Here is a 24,068-nt window from a genome sequence, read left to right as displayed (position 1 = left end):
ACGTGATCTGTTACGGACCGGCCGTGCTGGACCTGTCGGACGAACTGGCCGACGCCTACAGCGAGGTCTTCTCCGCGCCACCGTGGAACGAGGACGAAGAAACCATTCGCCAGTTCTCCCTCCGGCTCCAGGCGGACAGCCGCCGCACCGGATTCCGTACCGCCTTCGCCCAGTCACCCGCCGGCATCGACGGCTTCGCCACCGCCTGGCTGACCCCCAGGACCTTCCCCAGGGACCGTGCGTACGGGCAGGTCGCCGCACAGCTCGGCCGGCCGCGCGTACGGGAACTGCTCATCGGCGCACTGGAGATCGACGAGCTCGCCGTACGCCCGCACGCGCGCGGACACGGCACCGGGCGCGCCCTGCTCGCCGAGATCACCGCCGACGCCCCGGACGACCGGGCCTGGCTGCTGACCGCCCGGGTCGCCACCGACACCGTCGCCACCTACCGGCGCCTGGGCTGGCACGAGATCACCCCGCTGCCCGGGACGCAGAACGGCGTCGTCGTCTTCCTGGCCCCGAACCACCCCTCGGCCTGAGCATTGCGCGCACCCCACCGGGCATACCCCGGGCATGATCGTCGCCCGTAACGCCTCCCTCGCCCGTGTCGCCCGGCGCCAGCTGAACATGGCCACCCACCACCAGCTCAAGCAGGCCGGGATCCCGGCCGGCACCATCAGCGGCCGCAGCCGCCGCGGAGGACCCTGGCAGCGGATCCTGCCACGGGTGTACCTCCTGCAGACCGGCCCGCCGCACCACCGGCAGCAGGCGCTGTCCGCCGTCCTGTACGCCGCCCACCCCGCGGCCGACCCGCTCTCCGGGTCCACCGCCGCGCTCACGGGCGGCGCCGCCCTCGCGCTCCTGGGCATCCGCAACGCCCCGCCCGAACCGCTGGACGTCCTCGTCCGCGCCCCGCGTTCGCCGGCCGCCGCGGGCCGGGTCCGGCCCTGCCCGACCTCGCGCTGGCCCGCCACCATCCACATCGCCGGCGTCCCCAGCACCCGCCCGATCCGGGCCGCCGCGGACTTCGCAGCCCGCACGGACGACCCCGACCTGGTGCGTTCCGTACTGGCCAACGTCGTCCAGGGCGGCTGGTGCCACCCGCACGACCTGCACGCCGAACTCCGCGCGGGCCGCCTTCGCGGCCGCCCCGCCGTGCGGGTGGCGGCCGCGGAACTGGTCGCCGGGGTCCGTTCGATCGCCGAGGGCCGCGCCCGCGACACCCTCGCGGCCACCGACCTTCCCGCCCCGCTCTGGAACCCCCGCCTCCACGGCCCGGACGGTGCCTTCCTCGCCAGCCCGGACGCGTACTGGCCCGAGGAGGGCGTGGCACTGGAGATCGACTCCGTCGAGTACCACTACACGCGCGACGCCTGGCAGGCCACCCTGCACCGACGGCTGCGCCTGGAGTCCCGCGGAATCCTCGTGGTCAGTACGACACCGGGGATCCTCCGCGACAGACCGGCGGACGTGATCGCCGCGCTGCGCGCCCTCCTCGCCCTGGGCGCCGCCCGCCCCGCGCCCCCGGCGGTCACGGCCCGCGGACACACCCAGCTGGAACTGCCGCTCCCGCCGGCCTACGCCCCGAAGGCGCGGGACACCGTATAGATCATCAGGCCGGCCAGGGCGCCGACCACCGTGCCGTTGATACGGATGAACTGCAGGTCACGGCCGATGTGGGCCTCGATCTTGCGGGAGGTGTGCTCGGCGTCCCAGCCCGCCACCGTGTCCGTGATCAGCGAGGTGATCTCGGTCCGGTAGGTGGTGACGACGTAGACGACCGCGCCCTCGATCCAGCCCTCCACCTTCGCCTGCAGGCGGCCGTCGGTGGCCAGTCGCGCACCGAGGGAGATCAGCGAGGCGCGGACCCGCAGGCGCAACTCGCTCTGCTCGTCCTCCGCCGCCGAGATGATCATTGAGCGGATCGCCGACCAGGCGGAGGCGATGACGTCCTGGACCTCGTCGCGGGCCAGGATCTCGGACTTGAGCCGCTCCACCCTCGCGCGGGTCTCCGTGTCCGACTGGAGGTCGGACGCGAAGTCCGTCAGGAACCGGTCCACCGCCCCGCGCGCCGGATGCTCCGGCATGTCCCGCATCTCCGTGACGAAGCGGAGCAGCTCCTTGTAGACGCGCTCGCCCACCTTGCGGTCCACGAACCGCGGGGTCCAGCCGGGAGCACCGCCCTGAACCGCGTCCGTGATCGAGGCCCCGTGCGTGACCAGCCAGTCGTGGGCCTTGGCACAGATGAGGTCGACGGCGCGGCGGTGGCCGCCGTCCTCGACGATCCGCTCCAGCGTCTTGCCGATGCCCGGCGCGATCTCGGCGGTCTCGGCGCGCCGGGTGATGGCCTCACCGACGACGGCCTGCACGTCGGAGTCGCGCAGCACGGTCAGGGCGCCGCGGAGCGCGGCGGCCAGCTCGGCGGTGACCCGGTCGGCGTGCTCGGGCTCGGCCAGCCAGGAGCCGAGGCGGCCGCCGATGCCGAGGGCGTGGAGGCGGGCCCGGACCACGTCGGAGGAGAGGAAGTTCTCCCCGACGAACTCGCCCAGGGACACACCGAGCTGGTCCTTCTTGGTCGGGATGATCGCGGTGTGCGGGATGGGCAGGCCGAGCGGGCGCCGGAAGAGGGCGGTGACGGCGAACCAGTCCGCGAGCGCGCCGACCATACCGGCCTCGGCCGCGGCGGCGACGTACCCGGCCCAGCCCCCGGCGCCCCAGGCGTGCTGGGCGTACTTGGCCAGTACGTAGACCAGCGCGACCAGGATCAGCAGACCGGTCGCGGTGGCCTTCATCCGCCGGACCCCACGGCGGCGCTCTTCGTCGGCGGCGCTGAAGACGAACGCGCCGCGGGTGGGTGGCGGCGGTGACGGCGAGGCGGTTCCGGTGGTACCGGTACCTCCGGTGGTGATGCGGTTCTCCACGTGCTCCTGCCTTCCCCCGGGGGCGCCGGTTTTGTCTGCATAGCATCCGACTCCCGGGAGGCCCGAGGAGTTCCCGCCACGCCCGTCCGCTCCCGCGGAGGAAGCAGCCCGGGCGCTCCTGCGGGCCGTGTGCCGGGCGCTGCCCGGACCCGCGCGGGTTGCCCTGCGGGCGGCTCGGCGGCTCGGTGGTGCGGCTCGCGCCGGTGTGCCGGGCTCTGCCCGGACCCGCGCCTCAATCGCCGGCGAGGCTGGATGTGCGGGCCCGCGCCCAAGCGTCGGCGGCGCCGAACGAGTGGTGCGGCGGGGTCGGCTCGGGTCGGTGCGTGGGGCCGTGCCGGGGTGTCTCCTCGGCTCGGCGCGCGCGGGCATGTCCCGGCATGACGGGGTGGTCGCGCCTCGTCCTGCGGGGACACCCCGGCACGTCCCCACTCCCCTCCGCCGCGGTGTCCGCCCTGGGTCCCGCGTACTGCCGCAGCCCTGCCGTGGGGCGGGGACACGCAGGAGGGTCCCCGCAGGACGAGGCGCGACCACCCCGCACGGCTGGACTGTGCCCGCGCGCGCCGAGCCGAGGAGACCCTCGTGCGGGGCGCCGACCCACACCCGTACACCGCCGAGCACCCCGCAGGGGACGGGCCGAGGAGACCCTCGTGCGGGGCCCCGACCCACACCAGGACACCGCCAAGCACCCCGCAGGGGCACGGCCAAGCACCCCGCAGGGGACGGGCCGAGGAGACCCTCGTGCGGGGCGCCGACCCACACCCCGGGCCGCCCGCAGGGCACCCCGCGCCGGCCCGTACACCGCCGAGCAACCCCGCAGGGGCACCGCAGGGCTACAGCTCCTTGCGGAGGGAGGGGCCGCCCGGGGGGCGTTTGCGTTGCTTGACCTTGATCTCCACGCCGCCCCAGAAGGCGAAACCCGTCACGACCACCCGCGGAGCGCCCTGCTCGAACGGGCCCGGGTTGTCGCGCTGGTCGAAGGCGCCCATGAAGCCGAAGCCGCGGACGTCCAGCTCCACCCCCGGCGGGACCGTGATCTCGATGCCGCCCATGATCGCGACGCAGTTGATCACCACCTCGCGCTGCGCGAAGTCCGCCTCGCGCAGGTCCAGCTGGCCGCCGCCCCAGAACGCCACCGCGTCGAACCGCGCCGGCACCGTCCACCGGCCCTTGCGCTGGAAGCCCGACATGACCGCCACGGCCGACGACGACGCCGAGGTGCCCGCCCCGCCGATCCGGCCCCTCCAGGGCTCCGCGACCGCCGCGCTCGGGTGGTCCACCGGAGCGCCCGCCGGGGCCGGCAGGTCCCGCGTCAGCGGCTCCAGCTCCGCGTACGTCCGGGACGTGTACGCCGCCTCCAGCCGCTCCTCGAATTCCTCCATGTCGAGCCGGCCCTCGGCGACGGCGTCCCGCAGACGCTCCGCCACCCGGTCCCGGTCGGCATCCGACGCCCTCAGCTCCGGCAACGGCTTCTCCGGCCGCTCGTCACTCATGCGGACCAGACTATGCACGGTTGTCGGGGAGTTGTATGACCAATCCCCTGAGATCGTCCCGAGATCGACCCCACCTTTTCCCCGAGATCACCCCCGGCCCGCGTACATCCGCGCGATCACATCCTCGATGTCCGGCTCCCGCACCGACAGGTCCACCAGCGGGTAGTCCGCCGCCACCGCGGCCACCAGCGGCGCCGCCGACGCCCCCGCCGGGAACGCCAGCCACTGCCGCGGCCCCTCCACCTTCACCACCCGCGCACCCGCCACGCTGATCGGCGCGAGCTCCCGTTCCAGGTCGACCACCAGGGTGCGCTCGCTCTCCCCCACCGCCCCCGCCGTGTGCAGCCCGCCCAGCGGCCCGTCGTACATCAGCCGCCCGTGGTCGATCACCATCACCCGCTCGCACAACTGCTCGATGTCCTGGAGGTCGTGCGTCGTGAGCAGCACCGTCGTGCCGAGTTCCTCGTTCAGCTGCCGCAGGAAGCCCCGTACCTTCGCCTTGCTCACCACGTCCAGCCCGATCGTCGGCTCGTCCAGGTACAGCACCTCCGGATCGTGCAGCAGCGCGGCCGCGATGTCCCCGCGCATCCGCTGCCCGAGCGACAACTGCCGTACCGGTACGTCCAGCAGCTCGGCCAGGTCCAGACGGTCGACGCAGCGCTCCAGGTTCTCCTCGAACCGGGCCCGCGGCACCCGGTACAGCCGGCGCATCAGCCCGTACGAGTCCTTCAGCGGCAGGTCCCACCACAGCGTGGTGCGCTGCCCGAACACCACCCCGATCCGGTGCGCGAGCCGCATCCGCTCCCGCGCCGGGTCGATGCCCGCGACCCGCAGCCGGCCGCCGCTCGGCGTCAGGATGCCGGTCAGCATCTTGATCGTGGTCGACTTGCCGGCGCCGTTCGGCCCGATGTAGCCGACCATCTCACCGCGGGCGACCTCGAAGCTGATCCCGTCCACCGCCCTGACCCGGTGCTTCTCCCGGCGCATCAGGCTCACCCGGCGCCGTACGTCAAAGACCTTCTCGACCCCGTCCAACGAGATCAGCGCATCCGCCACAGCTCTAGCTCCCCGTGCTTCGGTACGAACGGACTCCCGCGCGCCACGCCAGCGACGCGGGCAGGAACACCACGAAGGCCACCAGTGGGCTCAGGTACGCGACCCACCCGGGCAGCCCCAGCGGATCGGGCCGTCCCAACACGTGCAGTGCGGGCAGCCAGTTGACGAAGGCCAGCGGGACGACGAAGGTCACCCCGCGCAGCAGGTCCTTCGCGAAGACCGTCGGCGGGTACTGGAGCATCGTGCAGCCGCCGTAGGTGAAGGAGTTCTGCACCTCCGCCGCGTCGCCGGTCACGAACTGGAAGGCCGCACCCGTGACCATCACCGCCGCGAAGATCGCCGCACCGGCCAGCACCATCCCGGGCACCAGCAGCACCTTCCCGGCCGTCCAGTCCACGTCCAGGGTCCAGAGCGCCCAGCCCATCACGCCGAGCCCCTGCCCGATGCGGCCCAGCCGGCGCAGCGCGAACCGGTCCGCCGCGACCTGCGCGAGGACCGGGACGGGACGCACCAGCATCGTGTCGAGCGAGCCGTCCCTGATCCGGGCGCCGATCCGGTCGGTGTTCCCGAGCAGCATGTCCGCCAGCCCCAGGGAGGCCGAGCAGGAGCCGTACAGCAGGGCGATCTCGGGCAGCGTGAAACCGCCGAGGGCGTCCACGTGGGAGAACATGATGTAGATCGCGACGAAGTCCAGCAGGGTGATCGCCGCGTGCCCGACGGTCGTCAGGACGAAGGACGTCCGGTACGTCATCGTGGAGCGGATCCACATGCCCACGATCAGCCGGTAGCCGCGCAGCCCTTCCCGGACCGGGCCGCCGCGCCGAATCCGCCCCTCCGCCGGCGCACGGCCGACGTCCACGGCGAGCCCCCGCGGTCTCGCCGGTACCGCCTCCATCTCCACCTCCGCCTCAGCCACCCTGGACCACCACCTTCCGCGTCGCGGCCGACTGCAACAGCCGCCCCGCTCCCAGCAGTACGAGCGCCCATCCGGCCTGGAAACCGAGCGCCTCCGCCGCTCCCCCGGCCCCCGCGTGCCGGCCCAGCAGGACGTCCAGCGGAACCTGGAGCATCGCCGACCACGGCAGGGCCCGGACGAACTCGCCGAAGCCGCCCGGGAAGACGGTCAGCGGCAGCAGCATCCCGGAGAAGAAGATCGAGGTGACGGTGGCCATGATGTTGACCCCCGCGCCGTCCATCAGCCAGAAGGCCACCAGCCCCACCATGTAGCGCAGCGCGAAGCTCACCACCAGGGCGAGCAGGACGGACACCAGGAACAGCAGCCAGCGCAGCGGGTCGACGGGCAGCGCCAGCGGGAACGCGAGCGCCCCCGCCACGAGCGGCACCACCCCGCGGCCCAGCAACTGGAAGCCCGCCCGGCCCAGATCGGCCGCGAGCCACCACATCTGGAGGTCCGCGGGCCGGTACAGGTCGACCGCGATGTCGCCCGTCCGGATCCGCTCCTGGAGCTCCTCCTGGAACCCGCCGCCGATCAGCGCACCGGCGGCCAGCAGCGATTGGCTCACCCAGACGAAGGTCAGCGCCTGCGCCTGGTCGTAGCCGCCGAGTCCGGGACGCTCGTCCCACAGCGCGATGTACGTGTACGCGACGATGAACCCGAACACGGTGTTGGTGAACACCCCGGCCGCTGTCGCCGTCCCGTAGGTGGCGTACCGCCTGAATCCGCCTGCCGCGACCGCCAGGTAGAGACGCACTCTCCGGCGCACCGTATCCCTCCGTTTCCCACGTCGTTCCTACGTCGGCCAAAGCGCGCGAGCTTAGTGCGGAGGGGCGAGCCACGCGACCGATTTATGCCCGTCCGGAGCGGAATCAGCGGCCATCGGGTAGACACCATGAGGTACAGAAGTGGATATTTCGAACGGCGTCGAGGAGTCCTGGAGATGAGCGACCAGTCACCACCCCCGGGCTGGACCCCTCGCGACCCCGACACCCCGCCCGGCGCACCCCACGACGTCCCGCCGCCTCGGGCGCACGACCCGGACCGGCGGCGGCCGCCGCACCCGCCCGGCCGGGGCAGGAAGCCCCGGCGCCCGAGGACCGGCTGGCGCCGCGCCGTCCCCACCTGGCGCATGGTCCTGGGCGGCCTCCTGCTCCTCGCCCTGCTGATCGGCGGCGCCCTCGTGGCCGGCTACCTGCTGGTCGACATCCCGCCGGCCAACGCCGCCGCCACCGCGCAGTCCAACGTCTACCTCTACTCCGACGGCTCCCTGATCGCGCGCGACGGCGAGGTCAACCGCGTCAACGTACCCCTCTCGCAGGTCCCCCGGACCGTGCAGGAGGCCGTACTGGCCGCCGAGGACCGGGACTTCTACTCCGAACGGGCGGTCGACCCCAAGGCCATGGTCCGCGCCGCCTGGAACACCGCGACCGGCAAGGGCACCCAGTCCGGCTCGACGATCACCCAGCAGTACGTCAAGAACTACTACTTGGGCCAGGAACAGACGATCAAACGCAAGGTCAAGGAGTTCTTCATCGCGATCAAACTCGGTCGCGAGAAGTCGAAGGACTACATCCTCGAGGGCTACCTGAACACCAGTTACTTCGGCCGCAACGCCTACGGCCTCCAGGCCGCCGCCCAGGCCTACTACGGCAAGGACGTCAACAAACTCACCACCGCCGAGGGCGCCTACCTCGCCACCCTCCTCAACTCCCCCAGCGCCTTCGACGTCGTCTCCCACCCCCAGAGCCGCCCGCGCGCCCTCGCCCGCTGGAACTACGTGCTCGACGGCATGGTCAAGAAGCGGTGGCTGCACGCCGCCGACCGCGCGGCAACCGCGTTCCCGGAACCGGGCAAGGTCCGCGCGGCCGCCGGACTGTCCGGCCAGCGCGGCTACCTCGTCGAAGCCATCAAGGACTACATCGTCGACAACAAGATCCTCGGCGACAAGACCCTCGCCGAGGGCGGCTACCACATCTCCTCCACCGTCGACAAGCGCCGCCAGACCGCCCTCGTCGACGCCGTCGACCAAGAGCTGGTCAGCAAGCTCGAACCCGACACGCGCAAGGCCGACCGCCTGGTCCGGGCCGGCGGGGTCTCCATCGACCCGGCCACCGGCAAGGTCGTCGCCATGTACGGCGGCATCGACTACACCAAGCAGTACGTCAACAACGCGACCCGGCACGACTACCAGGTCGCCTCCACCTTCAAGCCGTTCGTCTTCGCCGCCGCGGCCGAGAACGGCTCCCGCACCCAGGACGGCCGCCGGATCACCCCGAACACGATCTACAACGGCGACAACAAACGCCCCGTCGTCGGCGGCCGGATCCGCTTCGCCCCCGAGAACGAGGGCCAGGTCTCCTACGGCAACATCACCGTCAACACCGCCACCGACCTCTCCGTCAACGCCGTGTACGCGCAGATGGCGGTCGACGTCGGCACCGGCCGGGTCAAACAGACCGCCATCGACCTCGGCATCCCCGAGAACACCCCGAACTTCGTCACCGGCCCGGCCATGGCACTCGGCACCCTCCAGGCCGGCGTCGTGGACATGGCCCAGGCCTACGCCACCCTCGCCGACCACGGCCGACGCACCCCCTACACCTTCGTCGAGAAGATCACCAAGGGCGGCGACACCATCAGCCTCCCCCCGCGCACCCCCACCCAGGCCATCAGCCGCGAGGCCGCCGACACCACCACGGCCATGCTGGCCAGCGTCGTGGACAACGGCACCGGTACGGCCGCCCTCGCCGCCGGCCACCCGGCCGCCGGCAAGACCGGCACCGGCGAACTGGACCGCTCCGCCTGGTTCGCGGCCTACACCCCCGACCTGGTCACCGTCATCGCGATGATGGGCCAGGACCCGGACACCGGAACCCTGCAATCCCTCTACGGCGCCCTCGGCGAGCCCCGCATCGGCGGCGGCGGATACCCGGCCCGGATCTGGGCCGCGTACACGAAGACCGCCCTGGAGGGCACCGACCCCGTCGACTTCGACCTGGAACTCCAACCCGGCGCCGCGCAACCCCCGCCACCGCCCAGCCCGGAATCCGAGCCGCCCCGGGAAACCCCCGGCGAACCCACGTCCAGCACCCCGGAACGCCCGACCCGGCCCACCCCCTCGAACGGGACCGGCGGCCGCAACCAGGGCGGACAGAACAACGGCGGCCAGAACCAGGGCGGCCAGGACAACGGCGGCCGGACCAACGGGGGCCAGGACAACGGCGGTCAGGGCAACGGCGGCCAGGACGGCGGCGGCACCACCCAGGGCGGCGACCAGGCCGGCACCACCCAGGGCACGCAGGGCAGCGCCCAGGGCAGCACACAAGGAGCCGACAGCGACCCGGCAGATGGCCTGCGACCGCCGTCGGCGTTCCTCGAATGAACCGGCCGGCGCAGGTCAGTGACCGGAGGTCACCTTCAGCCCCACGACGGCGACCAGCAGCAGACAGATGAAGAAGATCCGGGCGGCGGTGACGGGCTCCCCCAGCACCGCCATACCGAGCACCGCCGCACCGGCGGCACCGATGCCCACCCACACCCCGTACGCCGTGCCGATGGGCAGGGTCTTCGCGGCGTAGGACAGCAGCACCATGCTCGCGACGATCCCGGCACCCGTGAACACACTGGGCCACAGCCGGGTGAAACCTTCGGTGAACTTCATGCCGATCGACCAGGCGACCTCGATCAGACCGGCGACGAGAAGAAGAACCCATGCCATGACGGCACCTCCGAGACATCGAGCGATACGGGGTGCGTCGTCTTGTCGTACCCGGTACGGCGCGTCTCGTCGGGTTCTCCTCCACCGTAGCAAAAGGCGGCCGAAAGGGCCGGTGACCTGCGCCACCAGCCCCTTCGCCGCCTCTTGAGAACCGCAGACCCGGCAGACCTACAGGTACAGCCCCGTCGAGTCCTCCGACCCCTCCAGCCGCTCCGCGGCCACGGCGTGCAGGTCCCGCTCGCGCATCAGCACGTACGTCGCTCCCCGCACCTCGACCTCGGCACGCTCCTCGGGGTCGTACAGCACCCGGTCGCCGGGCTCGACCGTCCGTACGTTCTGGCCGACCGCGACCACCTCGGCCCAGGCGAGCCGCTTGCCCACCGCGGCCGTCGCCGGAATCAGGATGCCGCCGCCCGAACGGCGCTCGCCCTCCGGCAGGTCGGACTTCACGAGCACGCGGTCGTGCAGCATGCGGATGGGCAGCTTGTCGTGGGTGGTGTTCTCGCTCACGCCCCGAACCTACCTGTCCGTACCCGCCCCGTACCGCTCAGGGTCATCCGCGCCTGCGGCGCGCCGACACCACGAGCAGCCCGACCAGGCCCACCGCGACCAGGGCGACGGGCACGATCCGGTCGACGCGCGGAGCCCCGTCGTCGTGCCGCAGGCCGTCCTTCAGATCGGTCACGATTCGGTTCACCGTGGCGAAGGCCCGCCCGGCGGTGTGGTCGACGGTCGAGGCGACCCGTGCCTTCGCATCCCCGATGATCGTCTTCGGGTGCATGCGCACACCGATCTCGTCGAGCGTCTCGGCGAGCTGCTCGCGGCGGCGGACGATATCCGCCTCGATCTGTGCGGGGGTCCTGGCTTCCGACACCGCGCTGCCTCCGTCGTCGTGGTCCTGTGGGGCGTAGTCCGCCATGAACAGTCTGTCAGCTTAGTCTCATGGCATACCGATCCCCTCCCGAGGAGAGTGTCAACGATGAGCGAGCGGCTCCAGCCGGGCGACACCGCCCCCGCCTTCACCCTGCCCGACGCGGACGGCAACGAGGTCTCGCTCGCCGACCACAAGGGCCGCAAGGTGATCGTCTACTTCTACCCGTCCGCACTGACGCCGGGCTGCACGAAGCAGGCCTGCGACTTCACGGACAACCTGTCCTTCCTGACGGGACACGGCTACGACGTCATCGGCGTGTCCCCGGACAAGCCGGAGAAGCTGGCGAAGTTCCGCGAGAAGGAGGACCTGAAGGTCACCCTGGTCAGCGACCCGGAGAAGGAGACGCTGACGGCCTACGGCGCGTACGGCGAGAAGAAGCTGTACGGGAAGACGGTCACCGGGGTCATCCGCTCCACGGTGGTCGTCGGCGAGGACGGCAAGGTCGAGCACGCCTTCTACAACGTCAAGGCGACGGGCCACGTAGCGAAGATCATCAAAGACCTGGGCCTCTGACCCCACCCCGCCACCGGAAGCAACGGCCCGCACCCACCCGGTGCGGGCCGTTCCGCTTATCGGACGTAACTACCCGTATATCGGTTCGTTGATCCGTGCGAGGCCACGAACGCGTGGTCGGAACGGAGGGGGCCGGGGTGCCGATCAGCCCGTACACGAAGGAACGCCTCACGGAGGCGGCGCGCACGTCGCGCTCGCTGTCGGAGGCACTGGAGAAGCTGGGGGTCGACCCGAAGGGCCGATCGCGGCGCTATCTCCACGACCGCATGCGGAAGCTGGGCGTGGACACGTCACACTTCGAGCGGCCGGATGCCGTCAAGTGGACGAAGGAGATCCTGACGGCGGCAGTCGCCGATTCGACGAACATGTGCCAGGTTCTGCGGCACCTCGGCCTCGAGGTCGTGGGTGGCCACCACACGCACATCAGCAGGCGGGTCAAGGCATTCGACATAGACACCTCCCATTTCGAGCTGCCCTCGTCCGCAGGACGCCCCAAGACCCGGCGCAGCCCGGAGAGCCTGCTGGTCAAGCAGCACGGCCCCCATGCCCGGCGCGCACAGAGCGAGCAGCTGAAGCGGGCACTGGCCGCGCTGGGAGTGCCCGAGGTGTGCCGGATGTGCGGCACACCTCCGACCTGGCGGGGCCGCCCGCTGCCGCTGGAGGTGGACCACGTGGACGGCGACTGGCGGAACAACCTGCCCGAGAATCTGCGCCTGCTCTGCCCCAACTGCCACTCGGCCACCGACACATACCGCGGCCGCGCGAAGGGGCGGCGCCGTCGATGAGCACCGAAGAACGCCGTACGCGCGAACGCCGGGCCTACAGGCGCCCGGCCAGGCCGGGCCGGGAGGCGCTGCGTGAGGCGGTCGCATCCTCGCACTCGCTGGCGGAGGTCCTCCGGCGCCTGGACCTCTCCCTGTCCGGGACCCAACACAAGGCGCTGAAACAGCGGATCGCCGAGGAGGGCCTCTCCACTTCGCACTTCCTCGGGCAAGCTCATCGGCGCGGCAAGCCGGGGACCGTGCCGATGAGGCCCGCGTCGGAAATCCTGATCAAACATGACGGCAAGCGGCGAACACGTACGCACCTGCTGCGGCGGGCGCTGCGCCAGGTCGGGGTTCCGGAGCTCTGCGACATGTGCGGAACGCCGCCCGAGTGGGGCGGGCAACCCATGACCTTGGAGATCGACCATGTGAATGGAGACTGGAGCGATGACCGCCGGGAGAACCTGCGGCTGCTGTGCCCCAACTGCCACGCGATCACCAACACCTGGTGTCGGGGAGGCCTCCGCAGCCACTGAATCCGCTCCCGTGCATGGCGCGACGCGCAGTACAGTGTCTCTGGCGCGCGCCCGTACGCCAACGGCTGAGCGGTGGTCTTTAGGTGGCCATGTATGTCGGTTCGAATCCGACCGGGCGTACCCAGTACAACAGGGCCTGGCCTCCCGAGACTCGGGAGGCCAGGCCCTGTTGCGTCAGCCCAGGAGGGCGCGGACGAAGGGGACCAGGGCGCGGAAGGCCTGGCCGCGGTGGGAGATGGCGTTCTTCTCCGCCGCCGTCAGCTCCGCGCACGTGCGGGTGTCGCCCTGCGGCTGGAGGATCGGGTCGTAGCCGAAGCCGCCTGTGCCGGACGGGGTGTGGCGGAGGGTGCCCAGGAGGCGGCCCTCGACGACGCGTTCGGTGCCGTCCGGCAGGGCCAGGGCCGCCGCGCACGCGAAGTGGGCCCCGCGGTTCTCGTCGGCGATGTCCCCGAGCTGGGCCAGCAGCAGGTCCAGGTTGGCCTTGTCGTCGCCGTGGGTGCCGACCCAGCGCGCCGAGAAGATGCCGGGGGCGCCGTGCAGGACGTCCACGCAGAGGCCGGAGTCGTCGGCGACCGCCGGGAGCCCGGTGGCCTGCGCGAGGGCGTGGGCCTTGAGGAGGGCGTTCTCGGCGAAGGTGACGCCGGTCTCCTTGACGTCCGGGATCTCCGGGTACGCGTCCGCGCCGACCAGCTCGTGCGGCAGGCCGGCGTCGGACAGGATCGCGCGGAGTTCGGAGACTTTGCCCGCGTTGCGGGTGGCCAGGATGAGGCGGCTGGGCGTCGAGGTCATGCCCCCATTATCCCGGGGTGCAGACCTTGGAGATCTCGCTGGCCGCGTCCGCGACCGGCTGGATGTCCGGAACGGTGTTGCCGCTCTCGATGGAGGTGCGGACGTTCTTCACGGCCGTGTTCATCGAGTCGATGGCCTTGCCGAGGTCGGCGTTGTCCGTCTGGTCGCCGATCTTCTTGAGGTTCGCCTCGATCCGGTCGAGCGCGTTCTTGGCGTCCTGGGGGCTGTTGCCCGCCTGGGAGACGGCCTGCTGGAGGTCGTTTGCGCCGTCCGTGATGGCCACGGCCGTGTTCGCGCAGTCCATCGCCGTGGAGATCGCGTCGCACGCGGACAGGGCCGGGACGGTGAGTACGACGGCCACGGCTACGGCCGCTATGCGGAGCTTCATGCGGTTCTCCCCCTGAGGGCTTGGACGCTACGAGGACGGGCGCACGGCTCTGAAACCGTGCGCCCGTATCTTCCTGGACGCCGGGCCGGGCCCGGCGGTTGCCCTACAGTTCGAGCGCGCCCAGCTGGATGGCTTCCAGGTCCGCGCAGCCGCCGGCCGCGAGGTCGAGGAGGGCGTTCAGCTCCTTGCGGTCGAAGGGCTCGCCCTCGGCGGTGCCCTGGACCTCGACGAAGCGGCCGTCGCCGGTGCAGACCACGTTCATGTCGGTCTCGGCGCGCACGTCCTCCTCGTAGCAGAGGTCGAGGAGCGGGACGCCGTCGACGATGCCGACGCTGACGGCGGCGACGGTGCCGGTGAGCGGCTTGCGGCCGGCCTTGATCAGCTTCTTCTTCTGGCCCCAGGCGACGGCGTCGGCGAGGGCGACGTAGGCGCCGGTGATGGCGGCGGTGCGGGTGCCGCCGTCGGCCTGGAGGACGTCGCAGTCCAGGACGATGGTGTTCTCGCCGAGGGCCTTGTAGTCGATGACGGCGCGCAGGGAGCGGCCGATCAGCCGGGAGATCTCGTGGGTGCGGCCGCCGATCTTGCCGCGGACGGATTCGCGGTCGCCGCGGGTGTTGGTGGAGCGCGGCAGCATCGAGTACTCGGAGGTGACCCAGCCTTCGCCGCTGCCCTTGCGCCAGCGCGGGACGCCTTCGGTGAAGGAGGCGGTGCAGAAGACCTTGGTGTCTCCGAAGGAGATGAGGACGGAGCCCTCGGCGTGCTTGCTCCATCCGCGTTCGATGGTGACCGGGCGGAGCTGTTCGGGCGTACGGCCGTCGATGCGAGACATGGCTCCGAGCCTAGTCGGTGCGGTGGAACGCGAAGACCCCGTCCGGGTGCTTCCGGGACGGGGTCCGCTGTGGTGTGGGGCGCGAGGCCCGGACTAGGGAGTCCGGATCACATCATGTCTTCGATGTCGGCGGCGATCGGGTCGGCGTCGGTGCCGATGACGACCTGGATCGCGGTGCCCATCTTGACGACGCCGTGGGCGCCGGCGGCCTTGAGTGCGACTTCGTCGACGAGGCCGGGGTCCTTGACCTCGGTGCGCAGGCGGGTGATGCAGCCTTCGACCTCTTCGATGTTGTCGATGCCGCCGAGCCCGGCGACGATCTTCTCAGCCTTGGTGGCCATGTGTTTCTCCCTGAGTGATGCGAAGAACGAGTCTCAGCGGCCGGAACATGGATACCCACCTGCGCGGTCCGCATTGTCACGGTAACGCACGGTTGGCCCATCTACGCGGGCGCGTGTCCGGTCCCTGCCGAATGATGACGATCAGCAGCAACCTACCCACAACTGGTCTACACCAGTGTGCCGTAAGTGTTGCGGCAGCCAAAAACGGGCCGGTCAGGAGGACACCGATGAGCGCGACCAGCGCCGCCGCAGTGCCGCAACCGAATTGGCGGAACAGCCTGTTCCAGTCGTTGCAGAAGATGGGCCGGAGCCTTCAGCTACCGATCGCCGTCCTCCCCGCGGCCGGCATCCTCAACCGCTTCGGCCAGCCCGACATGTTCGGCGCGGAAGGCCTGGGCTGGACGGACGTCGCCAAGGTCATGGCCGCCGCCGGTGGCGCGCTGCTCAACGCGGACCTCGGCCTGCCGCTCCTGTTCTGCGTGGGCGTCGCGATCGGCATGGCCAAGAAGGCGGACGGGTCGACGGCCCTGGCCGCGGTGGTCGGCTTCCTCGTCTACCGGAGCGTGCTGCGGATCTTCCCCACCCCCTGCCCCACGGGGACGAAGGACATCGGGGGCGGCTGCCTGGGGCCGGACGACACCTTCGCCGAGTACACCTTCCAGAATCCGGGGGTGTTCGGCGGCATCGTCATGGGCCTGCTGGCCGCCTGGTTCTGGCAGCGCTACCACCGGGTCAAGCTGGTGGACTGGCTCGGCTTCTTCAACGGCCGCCGACTGGTCCCGATCATCATGACCTTCGTCGCGATCGCCTTCGCCGTGCTCTGCCTGTGGATCTGGCCGCCGATCGGCGACGGGCTGGAGAGCTTCTCCGACTGGCTGGTCGGCCTGGGCTCCTGGGGTTCAGGCGTCTTCGGCGTCGCGAACCGGGCGTTGCTGGTGATCGGCCTGCACCAGTTCCTGAACGTGCCGGTGTGGTTCCAGTTCGGCAGCTTCACCAAACCGGACGGGCAGGTCGTGCACGGTGACATCCCGATGTTCCTGGCGGGCGATCCGAACGCCGGGCAGTTCCTCTCCGGCTTCTTCCCGATCATGATGTTCGCCCTGCCTGCGGCGGCCCTGGCGATCACGCACTGCGCGAAGCCGCAGCGGCGCAAGGAGGTGGGCGGTCTGATGCTGTCGGTGGCCCTGACCTCGTTCGTCACGGGCATCACCGAACCGCTGGAGTACTCCTTCCTCTTCGTGGCGCCCGCGCTGTACGCGATCCATGCACTGCTGACCGGCGTCTCGATGGCGGTGACGTGGGGGCTGGGCGTCCATGACGGCTTCAGCTTCTCGGCCGGACTGATCGACTACGTCATCAACTGGAGCCTGGCGACGAAGCCCTGGATGATCATTCCGATCGGCCTCGCCTTCGCGGTCGTCTACTACGTGATCTTCCGCTTCGCGATCACGAAGTTCGACATCCCCACCCCGGGGCGCGAGTCGGACGAGGAGATCGCGGCGATGGAGGCGGAGAACACCAAGGCCTGAGCCCACTTCCGAACAGGGCCCGGACCGGCCCGTCAAGGGCCCTCGGATCACGATCCGGGGGCCCTTCGATGTACCCCGGGGCATGTGACCCAGGCCACAGGAAATCGAAGGTTCCTTATCTATCCCTCACCGTGTTACAACTGGTCTACACCATGAATTGGTGTAGACCACGACCGCTTCCCCCGGCGGCGTGTGCCCCCTTTCTGAGACGTCGCCGTCCCCCTTGGTTTCACCCCCTTGGCGGCGCCTTGCTCCCCGGAGGAAGTTATGAGTACGGCTACAGACGCCGCTGCGCCGCCCGCCAAGAAGCGGGGAGCCGGCCTGATCCAGGGCCTGCAGAAGGTCGGTCGCAGCCTCCAGCTGCCCATCGCCGTTCTGCCCGCCGCCGGCATCCTGATGCGCCTCGGCCAGCCCGACGTCTTCGGCAAGGACGGCCTCGGCTGGGGCAAGGTCGCCACGGTGTTCGCCACCGCCGGTGACGCCGTCTTCGCGAACCTGCCGCTGCTGTTCTGCATCGGCGTGGCGATCGGCTTCGCCAAGAAGGCGGACGGTTCCACGGCGCTTGCCGCACTGGTCGGCTTCCTGGTCTACAAGAACGTCCTCACCGCCTTCCCGGTGACCGAGGCCGTCATCAACACCACCGAGAACAAGGGTGTCGACGTCGCCGCGACGTACAACAACCCGGGCGTTCTCGGCGGCATCATCATGGGTCTGCTCGCCGCGGTCCTGTGGCAGCGCTACCACCGCACCAAGCTGGTGGACTGGCTCGGCTTCTTCAACGGCCGCCGACTCGTTCCGATCATCATGGCGTTCGTCGGCGTCATCGCCGGTGTGTTCTTCGGTGTGGTCTGGGAGCCGATCGGCGAGGTCATCTCCAACTTCGGTGAGTGGATGACCGGTCTGGGCGCCGCGGGCGCCGGCGTCTTCGGCGCCATCAACCGCGCGCTGATCCCGATCGGCATGCACCAGTTCGTCAACACCGTCGCCTGGTTCCAGATCGGTGACTTCACCAACGCCGCCGGCGAGGTCGTTCACGGTGACCTGAACCGCTTCTTCGCCGGTGATCCGGACGCCGGTCTGTTCATGACGGGCTTCTTCCCGATCATGATGTTCGGCCTCCCGGCCGCCGCCCTGGCCATCGCGCACACCGCCCGCCCGGAGCGCCGCAAGGCCGTCACCGGCATGATGGTCTCGCTCGCGCTCACCTCGTTCGTCACGGGTGTCACCGAGCCCATCGAGTTCTCGTTCATGTTCATCGCGCCGGTGCTCTACGCGATCCACGCGGTCCTGACCGCCCTCTCCATGGCGATCACCTGGGCGCTCGGGGTCCACGCGGGCTTCACCTTCTCCGCGGGTCTGATCGACCTCGGCCTCGGCTGGAGCAAGGCGACCAACCCATGGATGATCATCCCGATCGGTCTGGTCTTCGGAGCCGTCTACTACTTCGGGTTCCGTTTCGCGATCACCAAGTTCAACCTTCCCACGCCGGGCCGCGAGTCCGACGAGGAGCTGGCCGAGATGGAGAAGGCCGAGGCCAAGTAGGCCCCGTGCCACCGAAGAAGCCCCCGCTCTCCCTTCCCGGAGGGCGGGGGCTTCCGCGTTCCGACTGCTCGGACTCAGACCTCGTAGACCGCGCCCGCGTGCGCCAGGTCGACCCGGCCGCCGTAGACCGCGCGGGCGTCGGCGATGTTCTGCTCCGGGTCGGTCCACGGCGGGATGTGCGTGAGGACGAGCCGGCCGACGCCGCCGCCCGCCGCGTACTCGCCCGCCTCCCGGCCGTTCAGGTGCAGGCCCGGGATGTCCTCCTTGCCGTGCGTGAAGGAGGACTCGCACAGGAAGAGGTCGGTGCCGTCGGCGAGCAGGCCCAGCTCGGGGCAGGTGCCGGTGTCCCCGGAGTAGGTGAGCGAGCGGCCGCCGTGCTCGATGCGGATGCCGTACGCCTCGACCGGGTGGGAGACCCGCTCGGTACGGACCTGGAACGGGCCGATCTCGAAGGTCCCCGACTTCAGCGTGCGGAAGTCGAAGACCTCGCTCATCGAGCGCTCGTCGGGGACGTCGTCGTAGGCGGTGGTCAGGCGGCGCTCGGTGCCCTCGGGCCCGTAGACGGGGATGGTGCCGCAGCGGCCGCCCTCGTGCCGGTAGTAGCGGGCCACGAAGTAGGCGCACATGTCGATGCAGTGGTCGGCGTGCAGGTGGCTCAGGAAGATCGCGTCGAGGTCGTAGAGCCCGATGTGGCGCTGGAGCTCGCCGAGGGCGCCGTTGCCCATGTCGAGGAGCAGCCGGAAACCGTCGGCCTCGACGAGGTAGCTCGAACAGGCCGATTCCGCGGAGGGGAACGACCCCGAACAGCCGACGACGGTGAGCTTCATGGAGCGTGAACCTCCGAGGACGGTCCGTGGACGGAATGCGGGCCGTGCGTGGGTCGAGCGTAAGGCGCGAAACGTCCGGTCGCTCCTCCGCGGCAGGCCGTTGTGGGGGGAATCACCTGCGCTGTCACCCGGGGGAGCGACGGTGGGTACGGGCGTTGCCATGCCGGGGCGTTCCCGCGCGGCTACGGTCGAAACATGGACACGTCCTGGTGGCCCGCGGTGGCCGCGGTGGTGGCCGTGGCGCTGCTGGTGCTGTTCGCCGGGGGTCGGGCCGGGCTGCCCCGGCGGCCCCCGCCGGCGCACGGGGCCGGTCCGCCGCCGCAGCCGAGGGCGGGCGAGCTGTGGTGCCTGGTGGACGGCCGTACGTGCCTGGTCCTCGCGGTGAGGTCGGTACGGGGCCACCGCGCGCGGGTCGCGTGGATCACCGGAAAGTACGACGACCGGCGGGCCGGGGTGATCCCGCTGCCCCCGGGGACGGTGGGGGCGCAGGGCCGGGCGGGCTTCCTGGAGGCGGACCGGCCCGCGGAGGTGTCGCTGTGGGAATTCCGGACCAGGCTGGGGATGCTGGACCCTGCGGTGTGGGACGAGATCAAGGGACTGGGAGGCGCACGGTGACGCAGGGGCCGGTGATCCGCCTGCGGCGGGTGTACGACCCGCCGGATCCGGCCGCGGACGGGCCGGGGGTCCCCCCGGACGAAGTCTGGGGGAGGGTCCTGGTGGACCGGCTCTGGCCCCGCGGCCTCGCGAAGGCGGTGGCCGGGGTCCGGGGGCACCTCCCGGCGGTAGCTGGGGGAGAGTGGCCGAAGGCGGTGACGCCTTCGTCGGAGCTGCGGAAGTGGTTCCACGAGGGCGGTTCGGCGGAGGAGTTCCGGCGGCGGTACGAGGCGGAGCTGGCGGAGCCGGGGGCGGTGGCGGAGCTCGGCCGCCTGCGCGATCTTGCCGCGGCGGGCCGATCACGCTCCTGACCTCGGTCAAGGACCCGGCGGCCAGTCACGCGGCGATCCTCGCGGAACTCCTGTCGGACTGACCGTGCGGCGCCGCTGCACGGGGCTCCGCCCCGGACCCCGGTCCTCAAACGCCGGCGAGGCTGGCTTTCAGCCCGTCCGGCGTTTGAGGACCGGGTCCGGGCAGAGCCCGGGAAACTTCGCGGCGCCCGGCACCCGTGGGCGACCCCGCAGGGGACACGGCAGGGGCTACGCCCAGAGTTGGCCCTGGAGGACCTCGATGGCCTCCTCCGTCGTCGCGGCCGTGTAGACGCCCGTCGACAGGTACTTCCAGCCGCCGTCGGCCACGACGAAGACGATGTCCGCCGATTCGCCCGCGGCCACCGCCTTGCGGCCGACGCCGATCGCCGCGTGCAGGGCGGCTCCGGTGGAGACGCCCGCGAAGATCCCCTCCTGCTGGAGGAGGTCCCGCGTGCGGGTCACCGCGTCCGCCGAGCCCACCGAGAAGCGGGTGGTGAGCACGGAGGCGTCGTAGAGCTCCGGGACGAAGCCCTCGTCCAGGTTACGCAGCCCGTACACGAGGTCGTCGTAGCGCGGCTCGGCGGCGACGATCTTGATGCCGGCCACGTGCTCGCGCAGGTAGCGGCCGACGCCCATGAGGGTGCCGGTGGTGCCCAGGCCCGCCACGAAGTGGGTGATCGAGGGCAGGTCGGCGAGGATCTCCGGGCCCGTGGTGGCGTAGTGCGCGCCCGCGTTGTCCGGGTTGCCGTACTGGTAGAGCATCACCCAGTCCGGGTGCTCCGCGGCCAGTTCCTTGGCCACCCGGACCGCGGTGTTCGAGCCGCCGGCGGCCGGCGACGAGATGATCTCGGCTCCCCACATGGCCAGCAGGTCGCGCCGTTCCTGGCTGGTGTTCTCCGGCATCACGCACACGATGCGGTAGCCCTTGAGCTTGGCCGCCATCGCCAGCGAGATGCCGGTGTTGCCCGAGGTGGGCTCCAGGATGGTGCAGCCGGGGTGGAGCCGGCCGTCCTTCTCGGCCTGCTCGACCATGTGGAGCGCGGGGCGGTCCTTGATCGAGCCGGTCGGGTTGCGGTCCTCCAGCTTCGCCCAGAGGCGGACGTCGTCCGAGGGCGACAGCCGGGGCAGCCGGACCAGCGGCGTGTTGCCGACCGCGGCCAGCGGGGAGTCGTAGCGCATTACTTCGATCCGCCGGCCACGGCCGGGAGGATGGTGACGCTGTCGCCGTCCTTGAGGGCGGTGGAGATGCCGTCGAGGAAGCGGACGTCCTCGTCGTTGAGGTAGACGTTGACGAAGCGGCGCAGCTGGCCGCCGGCCGCCTGGTCGATAAGTCGCTCTCGAATGCCCTTGTGACGGGTCTCCAGGTCCGCGAAGAGGTCGGCGAGGGTCGCGCCCTCACCGGAGACGGCCTTCTCGCCTTCGGTGTAGGTGCGGAGGATGGTGGGGATGCGGACCTCGATGGCCATGGCTGTCTCCAGTCGTCGGGAGTGCGTGAGAAGGGTGCGGCGCGCGGTTCGTCGACCCTCCGCGCGGAAGGGCTCTGGTGCTTCAGACAGCAGGACAGATGGCGCTTGCGAGGCGGCACAGGTCGACGTGCAGCCGCGCCACGAGCAGCAGCCTGCCGGGCGTCTCGATGCTCACGTCGTGGGAAACCATGCGGTCATGTTAACGATTCCCGGTGCCCCGTTTGGAGTGTGATCCCGCATCGTGGACGCCTATGGCTCACATCGTGGTCAGTAGGCCTCGACGACCTGCACTTCTTCCTCGGTGATCGCTCCGTCGACGATGCGGTAGGAGCGGAACTGGAACTCTCCGAGGCCGTCCTTGTCCGCCGTCGAGACGAGTACGTAGTGCGCGCCGGGCTCGTTCGCGTAGGTGACGTCCGTGCGCGAGGGGTAGGCCTCGGTCGCGGTGTGCGAGTGGTAGACGATCACCGGCTCCTCGTCGCGGTCGTCCAGATCGCGGTAGAGCTTCAGCAGATCCTTCGAGTCGAACTCGTAGAACGTGGGCGAGCGGGCGGCGTTGAGCATCGGGACGAACCGCTCGGGACGGTCGGTGCCCGCCGGGCCGGCCACGACACCGCACGCCTCGTCGGGGTGGTCCTGGCGGGCGTGCTCGACGATCCGGTCGTACAGGTCCTGGGTGAGGGTCAGCATGGGCGACAGGATAAGCAGACGGGCCCTTCCGTACCGAGGAGTGGTACGGAAGGGCCCGCATGATGGACACAAGGTCCGTGGGAGCACGGTTCCCGGCCGCGGCAGGCGGCCGGGGACCCGGTACTGCGGTCGGGCTCCGGTGTCCTACGAGGCCTTGCTGAAGGCCGCGCCGCGCGGGTCGCGGGACTTCATGACCAGGTACGAGACGCCCAGGATCAGGCCCCACAGCGGGGCGCAGTACAGCGAGACGCGGGAGTCCTTGTCGGCGCCCATCATCACGATGACCATGCCGATGAAGAGCAGTGCGAACCAGCTCGTGTACGGGGCGCCGGGGGCGCGGAACGCGGACTGCGGCAGCTCGCCGCGGTCGGCCTTGGCCCGGTAGCGGATCTGGCAGACCAGGATCATGATCCAGGCCCACATGCCGGAGATGGTGGCGAAGGAGACGACGTAGTCGAAGGCCTTGCCCGGGGCGACGTAGTTGATCCAGACGCCCACCAGCATCAGCGCGGCGGAGAAGGTGGTGCCGATGAGCGGGGTGCCGCTCCTGGTGAGCTTGGTGAAGAACTTCGGGCCCTGGCCGTTGAGCGCGAGGTCGCGCAGCATGCGGCCGGTGGAGTACATGCCCGAGTTGCAGGAGGACAGCGCGGCGGTCAGCACGACGAAGTTGACGATCGCGGCGCCGATGCCGAGGCCCATGCGCTCGAAGGCGGCGACGAAGGGCGAGACGCCCGGCTGGAAGTGCGTCCACGGGACGACCGACAGGATCATGATCAGCGCGCCGACGTAGAAGACGGCGATGCGCCACGGCACGGTGTTGATGGCCTTGGGGAGGGTCTTCTCGGGGTCCTTGGACTCGCCGGCGGTGACGCCGACCAGCTCGACGGCGAGGAAGGCGAACATCACGATCTGCAGGGTCATCAGCGTGCCGCCGATGCCCTTGGGGAAGAAGCCGCCGTCGTTCCACAGGTTGGAGACGGTGGCGGTGTCGGCCGCGTCGGAGAAGCCGATGGTGAGGATGCCGGCGCAGATCAGGATCATGCCGACGATGGCGGTGACCTTGACCATGGAGAACCAGAACTCCAGCTCACCGAAGAGCTTCACGGAGATCAGGTTGGCGGCGTAGAGGATGACCGTGAAGATCAGCGCGTAGGCCCATTGCGGGAAGCTGTCGTGGGTCCAGTACGACATGTACTGCGCGGCCGCGGTGACCTCGGTGATGCCGGTGACCACCCAGAACAGCCAGTACGTCCAGCCGGTGACGTATCCCCAGAACGGGCCCAGGAACTCGCGGGCGTAGTCCGAGAACGAGCCGGAGACGGGCCGGTACATGAGCAGCTCGCCCAGGGCCCGCATGATGAAGAAGATGACCAGGCCCGCGATGGCGTACGCCAGGATCAGGCTCGGGCCCGCCTTGGAGATCGCCTTGCCCGCGCCCAGGAACAGGCCGGTGCCGATGGCGCCGCCGATCGCGATCATCTGGATCTGGCGGGCGCCGAGCGTGCGGTGGTAGCCCTCGCCGCCGTCGCCCTGCGTGCCCTCGCCGGGCTTCTTGTCGTGCTGCTCGACCTGCACAGAGGTCATGTCTGGTGCGCCTTTCTCCACGCCGACCCGCGCCTTCATTGGCTGCGGATCGGGTCCTCGATCCCCCCGGATACGGATGGAGTTGCACGCCGGCGGTCAGCCGGTCCAAGCGGGCCGGGGGACATGGGTGGCGTCCCGTCGGCGATCGTGAAGATTTATCACGTGCTTACGGCTGCCGGAGGGGGAGAAATGTGGCGCAGGGCATCAAAAATTCACCCCAAAGACGTG

General features: G+C 70.5%; 27 protein-coding genes, 1 tRNA gene, 1 pseudogene and 1 riboswitch. Of the genes and pseudogenes, 11 read left to right on the top strand and 18 right to left on the bottom strand.

All coding sequences use genetic code 11. The features are described 5' to 3' along the window. Positions 1-2: 2 nt before the first annotated feature. The gene (locus IE257_RS32570; RefSeq protein WP_209468425.1) at positions 3-539 is read left to right on the top strand and encodes a GNAT family N-acetyltransferase; all 537 of its coding nucleotides are present in this window, start codon (positions 3-5) and stop codon (positions 537-539) included. 34 nt (positions 540-573) lie between these two features. Continuing rightward, positions 574-1,608, top strand: coding sequence for a hypothetical protein (locus IE257_RS32565; RefSeq protein ID WP_189973433.1), 1,035 nt, complete (start codon positions 574-576; stop codon positions 1,606-1,608). On the opposite strand, the gene IE257_RS32560 is transcribed toward IE257_RS32565, so the two are convergent. From IE257_RS32560 to IE257_RS32540, 5 genes are all read right to left on the bottom strand, one after another. Beyond that, positions 1,578-2,921 (bottom strand): DUF445 domain-containing protein, encoded by a 1,344-nt coding sequence (locus IE257_RS32560; protein WP_189973432.1) that lies wholly within the window; start codon positions 2,919-2,921, stop codon positions 1,578-1,580. The two genes, IE257_RS32565 and IE257_RS32560, sit on opposite strands and share 31 nt — an antisense overlap. Positions 2,922-3,751: 830 nt before the next feature. Next, positions 3,752-4,411, bottom strand: coding sequence for a DUF1707 SHOCT-like domain-containing protein (locus tag IE257_RS32555; RefSeq protein ID WP_189973431.1), 660 nt, complete (start codon positions 4,409-4,411; stop codon positions 3,752-3,754). 87 nt (positions 4,412-4,498) lie between these two features. Continuing rightward, positions 4,499-5,467: an ABC transporter ATP-binding protein gene (locus IE257_RS32550; protein WP_189973430.1), complete on the bottom strand. Its 969-nt coding sequence runs from the start codon at positions 5,465-5,467 to the stop codon at positions 4,499-4,501. A gap of 4 nt (positions 5,468-5,471) precedes the next feature. Then, a complete protein-coding gene (locus IE257_RS32545) occupies positions 5,472-6,362 on the bottom strand; it encodes an ABC transporter permease (protein ID WP_189973487.1) in 891 nt (296 codons plus the stop codon). Between the two features lie 13 nt (positions 6,363-6,375). Further along, positions 6,376-7,179: an ABC transporter permease gene (locus tag IE257_RS32540; RefSeq protein ID WP_189973429.1), complete on the bottom strand. Its 804-nt coding sequence runs from the start codon at positions 7,177-7,179 to the stop codon at positions 6,376-6,378. A gap of 186 nt (positions 7,180-7,365) precedes the next feature. On the opposite strand from IE257_RS32540, the gene IE257_RS32535 reads away from it, so the two are divergent. Next, positions 7,366-9,807 carry a transglycosylase domain-containing protein gene (locus IE257_RS32535; protein WP_189973428.1) on the top strand — a complete coding sequence of 814 codons (2,442 nt, stop codon included), beginning with the start codon at positions 7,366-7,368 and terminating at the stop codon, positions 9,805-9,807. A gap of 15 nt (positions 9,808-9,822) precedes the next feature. Here IE257_RS32535 and IE257_RS32530 read toward each other — a convergent pair whose 3' ends face one another. The 3 genes from IE257_RS32530 to IE257_RS32520 all read right to left on the bottom strand — a co-directional run bounded on the left by IE257_RS32530 (position 9,823) and on the right by IE257_RS32520 (position 11,017). After that, entirely contained in the window at positions 9,823-10,143 is a 321-nt protein-coding gene (locus tag IE257_RS32530) for a DMT family transporter (protein ID WP_189973427.1), read from the bottom strand. A 31-nt stretch (positions 10,144-10,174) separates the two neighbouring features. After that, a riboswitch (guanidine-III (ykkC-III) riboswitch) is annotated at positions 10,175-10,244 on the bottom strand. Positions 10,245-10,311: 67 nt separating this feature from the next. Further along, positions 10,312-10,653: a GroES family chaperonin gene (locus IE257_RS32525; RefSeq protein ID WP_189973426.1), complete on the bottom strand. Its 342-nt coding sequence runs from the start codon at positions 10,651-10,653 to the stop codon at positions 10,312-10,314. Positions 10,654-10,696: 43 nt separating this feature from the next. Further along, positions 10,697-11,017: a DUF3618 domain-containing protein gene (locus IE257_RS32520; RefSeq protein ID WP_189973486.1), complete on the bottom strand. Its 321-nt coding sequence runs from the start codon at positions 11,015-11,017 to the stop codon at positions 10,697-10,699. A gap of 105 nt (positions 11,018-11,122) precedes the next feature. On the opposite strand from IE257_RS32520, the gene bcp reads away from it, so the two are divergent. From bcp to IE257_RS32500, 4 genes are all read left to right on the top strand, one after another. After that, positions 11,123-11,590, top strand: coding sequence for a thioredoxin-dependent thiol peroxidase (gene bcp, locus IE257_RS32515; protein ID WP_189973425.1), 468 nt, complete (start codon positions 11,123-11,125; stop codon positions 11,588-11,590). A 137-nt stretch (positions 11,591-11,727) separates the two neighbouring features. Next, on the top strand, positions 11,728-12,375 hold the full coding sequence (locus tag IE257_RS32510; protein WP_189973424.1) for an HNH endonuclease signature motif containing protein: 648 nt from the start codon (positions 11,728-11,730) through the stop codon (positions 12,373-12,375). Continuing rightward, positions 12,372-12,890 (top strand): HNH endonuclease signature motif containing protein, encoded by a 519-nt coding sequence (locus IE257_RS32505; protein ID WP_189973423.1) that lies wholly within the window; start codon positions 12,372-12,374, stop codon positions 12,888-12,890. Before IE257_RS32510 ends, IE257_RS32505 begins: the two co-directional genes overlap by 4 nt. Before the next feature lie 47 nt (positions 12,891-12,937). Further along, positions 12,938-13,010, top strand: a tRNA-Leu gene (locus tag IE257_RS32500). A 54-nt stretch (positions 13,011-13,064) separates the two neighbouring features. On the opposite strand, the gene rdgB is transcribed toward IE257_RS32500, so the two are convergent. The 4 genes from rdgB to IE257_RS32480 all read right to left on the bottom strand — a co-directional run bounded on the left by rdgB (position 13,065) and on the right by IE257_RS32480 (position 15,237). Then, the gene (gene rdgB, locus IE257_RS32495) at positions 13,065-13,679 is read right to left on the bottom strand and encodes an RdgB/HAM1 family non-canonical purine NTP pyrophosphatase (protein WP_189973422.1); all 615 of its coding nucleotides are present in this window, start codon (positions 13,677-13,679) and stop codon (positions 13,065-13,067) included. 7 nt (positions 13,680-13,686) lie between these two features. Then, positions 13,687-14,067, bottom strand: coding sequence for a hypothetical protein (locus tag IE257_RS32490; RefSeq protein WP_189973421.1), 381 nt, complete (start codon positions 14,065-14,067; stop codon positions 13,687-13,689). A gap of 103 nt (positions 14,068-14,170) precedes the next feature. Beyond that, the gene (gene rph / locus IE257_RS32485; RefSeq protein ID WP_030390452.1) at positions 14,171-14,896 is read right to left on the bottom strand and encodes a ribonuclease PH; all 726 of its coding nucleotides are present in this window, start codon (positions 14,894-14,896) and stop codon (positions 14,171-14,173) included. Between the two features lie 107 nt (positions 14,897-15,003). Next, positions 15,004-15,237, bottom strand: a complete 234-nt coding sequence (locus IE257_RS32480) for a PTS sugar transporter subunit IIB (protein ID WP_053683090.1) — start codon at positions 15,235-15,237, stop codon at positions 15,004-15,006. 227 nt (positions 15,238-15,464) lie between these two features. Between IE257_RS32480 and IE257_RS32475 the strand changes: the two genes are divergently transcribed. Both IE257_RS32475 and IE257_RS32470 read left to right on the top strand, forming a co-directional pair. Next, a complete protein-coding gene (locus IE257_RS32475) occupies positions 15,465-16,766 on the top strand; it encodes a PTS transporter subunit EIIC (RefSeq protein WP_189973420.1) in 1,302 nt (433 codons plus the stop codon). 267 nt (positions 16,767-17,033) lie between these two features. After that, entirely contained in the window at positions 17,034-18,308 is a 1,275-nt protein-coding gene (locus IE257_RS32470) for a PTS transporter subunit EIIC (RefSeq protein WP_189973419.1), read from the top strand. Between the two features lie 74 nt (positions 18,309-18,382). Here the strand turns inward: IE257_RS32470 and IE257_RS32465 are convergent, their stop codons facing one another. After that, positions 18,383-19,135 (bottom strand): MBL fold metallo-hydrolase, encoded by a 753-nt coding sequence (locus tag IE257_RS32465; RefSeq protein ID WP_189973418.1) that lies wholly within the window; start codon positions 19,133-19,135, stop codon positions 18,383-18,385. A gap of 195 nt (positions 19,136-19,330) precedes the next feature. Between IE257_RS32465 and IE257_RS32460 the strand changes: the two genes are divergently transcribed. Both IE257_RS32460 and IE257_RS32455 read left to right on the top strand, forming a co-directional pair. Further along, positions 19,331-19,750, top strand: coding sequence for a hypothetical protein (locus IE257_RS32460; RefSeq protein ID WP_189973417.1), 420 nt, complete (start codon positions 19,331-19,333; stop codon positions 19,748-19,750). Between the two features lie 11 nt (positions 19,751-19,761). After that, positions 19,762-20,162, top strand: a pseudogene (locus IE257_RS32455) (DUF488 domain-containing protein). 166 nt (positions 20,163-20,328) lie between these two features. Here the strand turns inward: IE257_RS32455 and IE257_RS32450 are convergent. From IE257_RS32450 to IE257_RS32435, 5 genes are all read right to left on the bottom strand, one after another. After that, positions 20,329-21,279, bottom strand: coding sequence for a PLP-dependent cysteine synthase family protein (locus IE257_RS32450; protein ID WP_189973416.1), 951 nt, complete (start codon positions 21,277-21,279; stop codon positions 20,329-20,331). Continuing rightward, positions 21,279-21,566 carry a MoaD/ThiS family protein gene (locus tag IE257_RS32445; RefSeq protein WP_189973415.1) on the bottom strand — a complete coding sequence of 96 codons (288 nt, stop codon included), beginning with the start codon at positions 21,564-21,566 and terminating at the stop codon, positions 21,279-21,281. The genes IE257_RS32450 and IE257_RS32445 overlap by 1 nt, the downstream gene beginning before the upstream one ends. A gap of 82 nt (positions 21,567-21,648) precedes the next feature. Beyond that, positions 21,649-21,756, bottom strand: a complete 108-nt coding sequence (locus tag IE257_RS39550) for a putative leader peptide (RefSeq protein WP_312847437.1) — start codon at positions 21,754-21,756, stop codon at positions 21,649-21,651. Positions 21,757-21,833: 77 nt separating this feature from the next. Next, complete coding sequence (locus IE257_RS32440; RefSeq protein WP_189973414.1) at positions 21,834-22,256, bottom strand: M67 family metallopeptidase; 423 nt, start codon at positions 22,254-22,256, stop codon at positions 21,834-21,836. Between the two features lie 144 nt (positions 22,257-22,400). Then, the gene (locus tag IE257_RS32435; protein ID WP_189973413.1) at positions 22,401-23,840 is read right to left on the bottom strand and encodes an amino acid permease; all 1,440 of its coding nucleotides are present in this window, start codon (positions 23,838-23,840) and stop codon (positions 22,401-22,403) included. Positions 23,841-24,068 lie beyond the last annotated feature (228 nt).

This window comes from Streptomyces avidinii, assembly GCF_014650695.1.
GTDB classification, from domain to species: domain Bacteria; phylum Actinomycetota; class Actinomycetes; order Streptomycetales; family Streptomycetaceae; genus Streptomyces; species Streptomyces avidinii.
The sequence above is the reverse complement of the archived record's forward strand: the minus strand, read 5'-3'. Positions and strand labels throughout refer to the sequence as shown.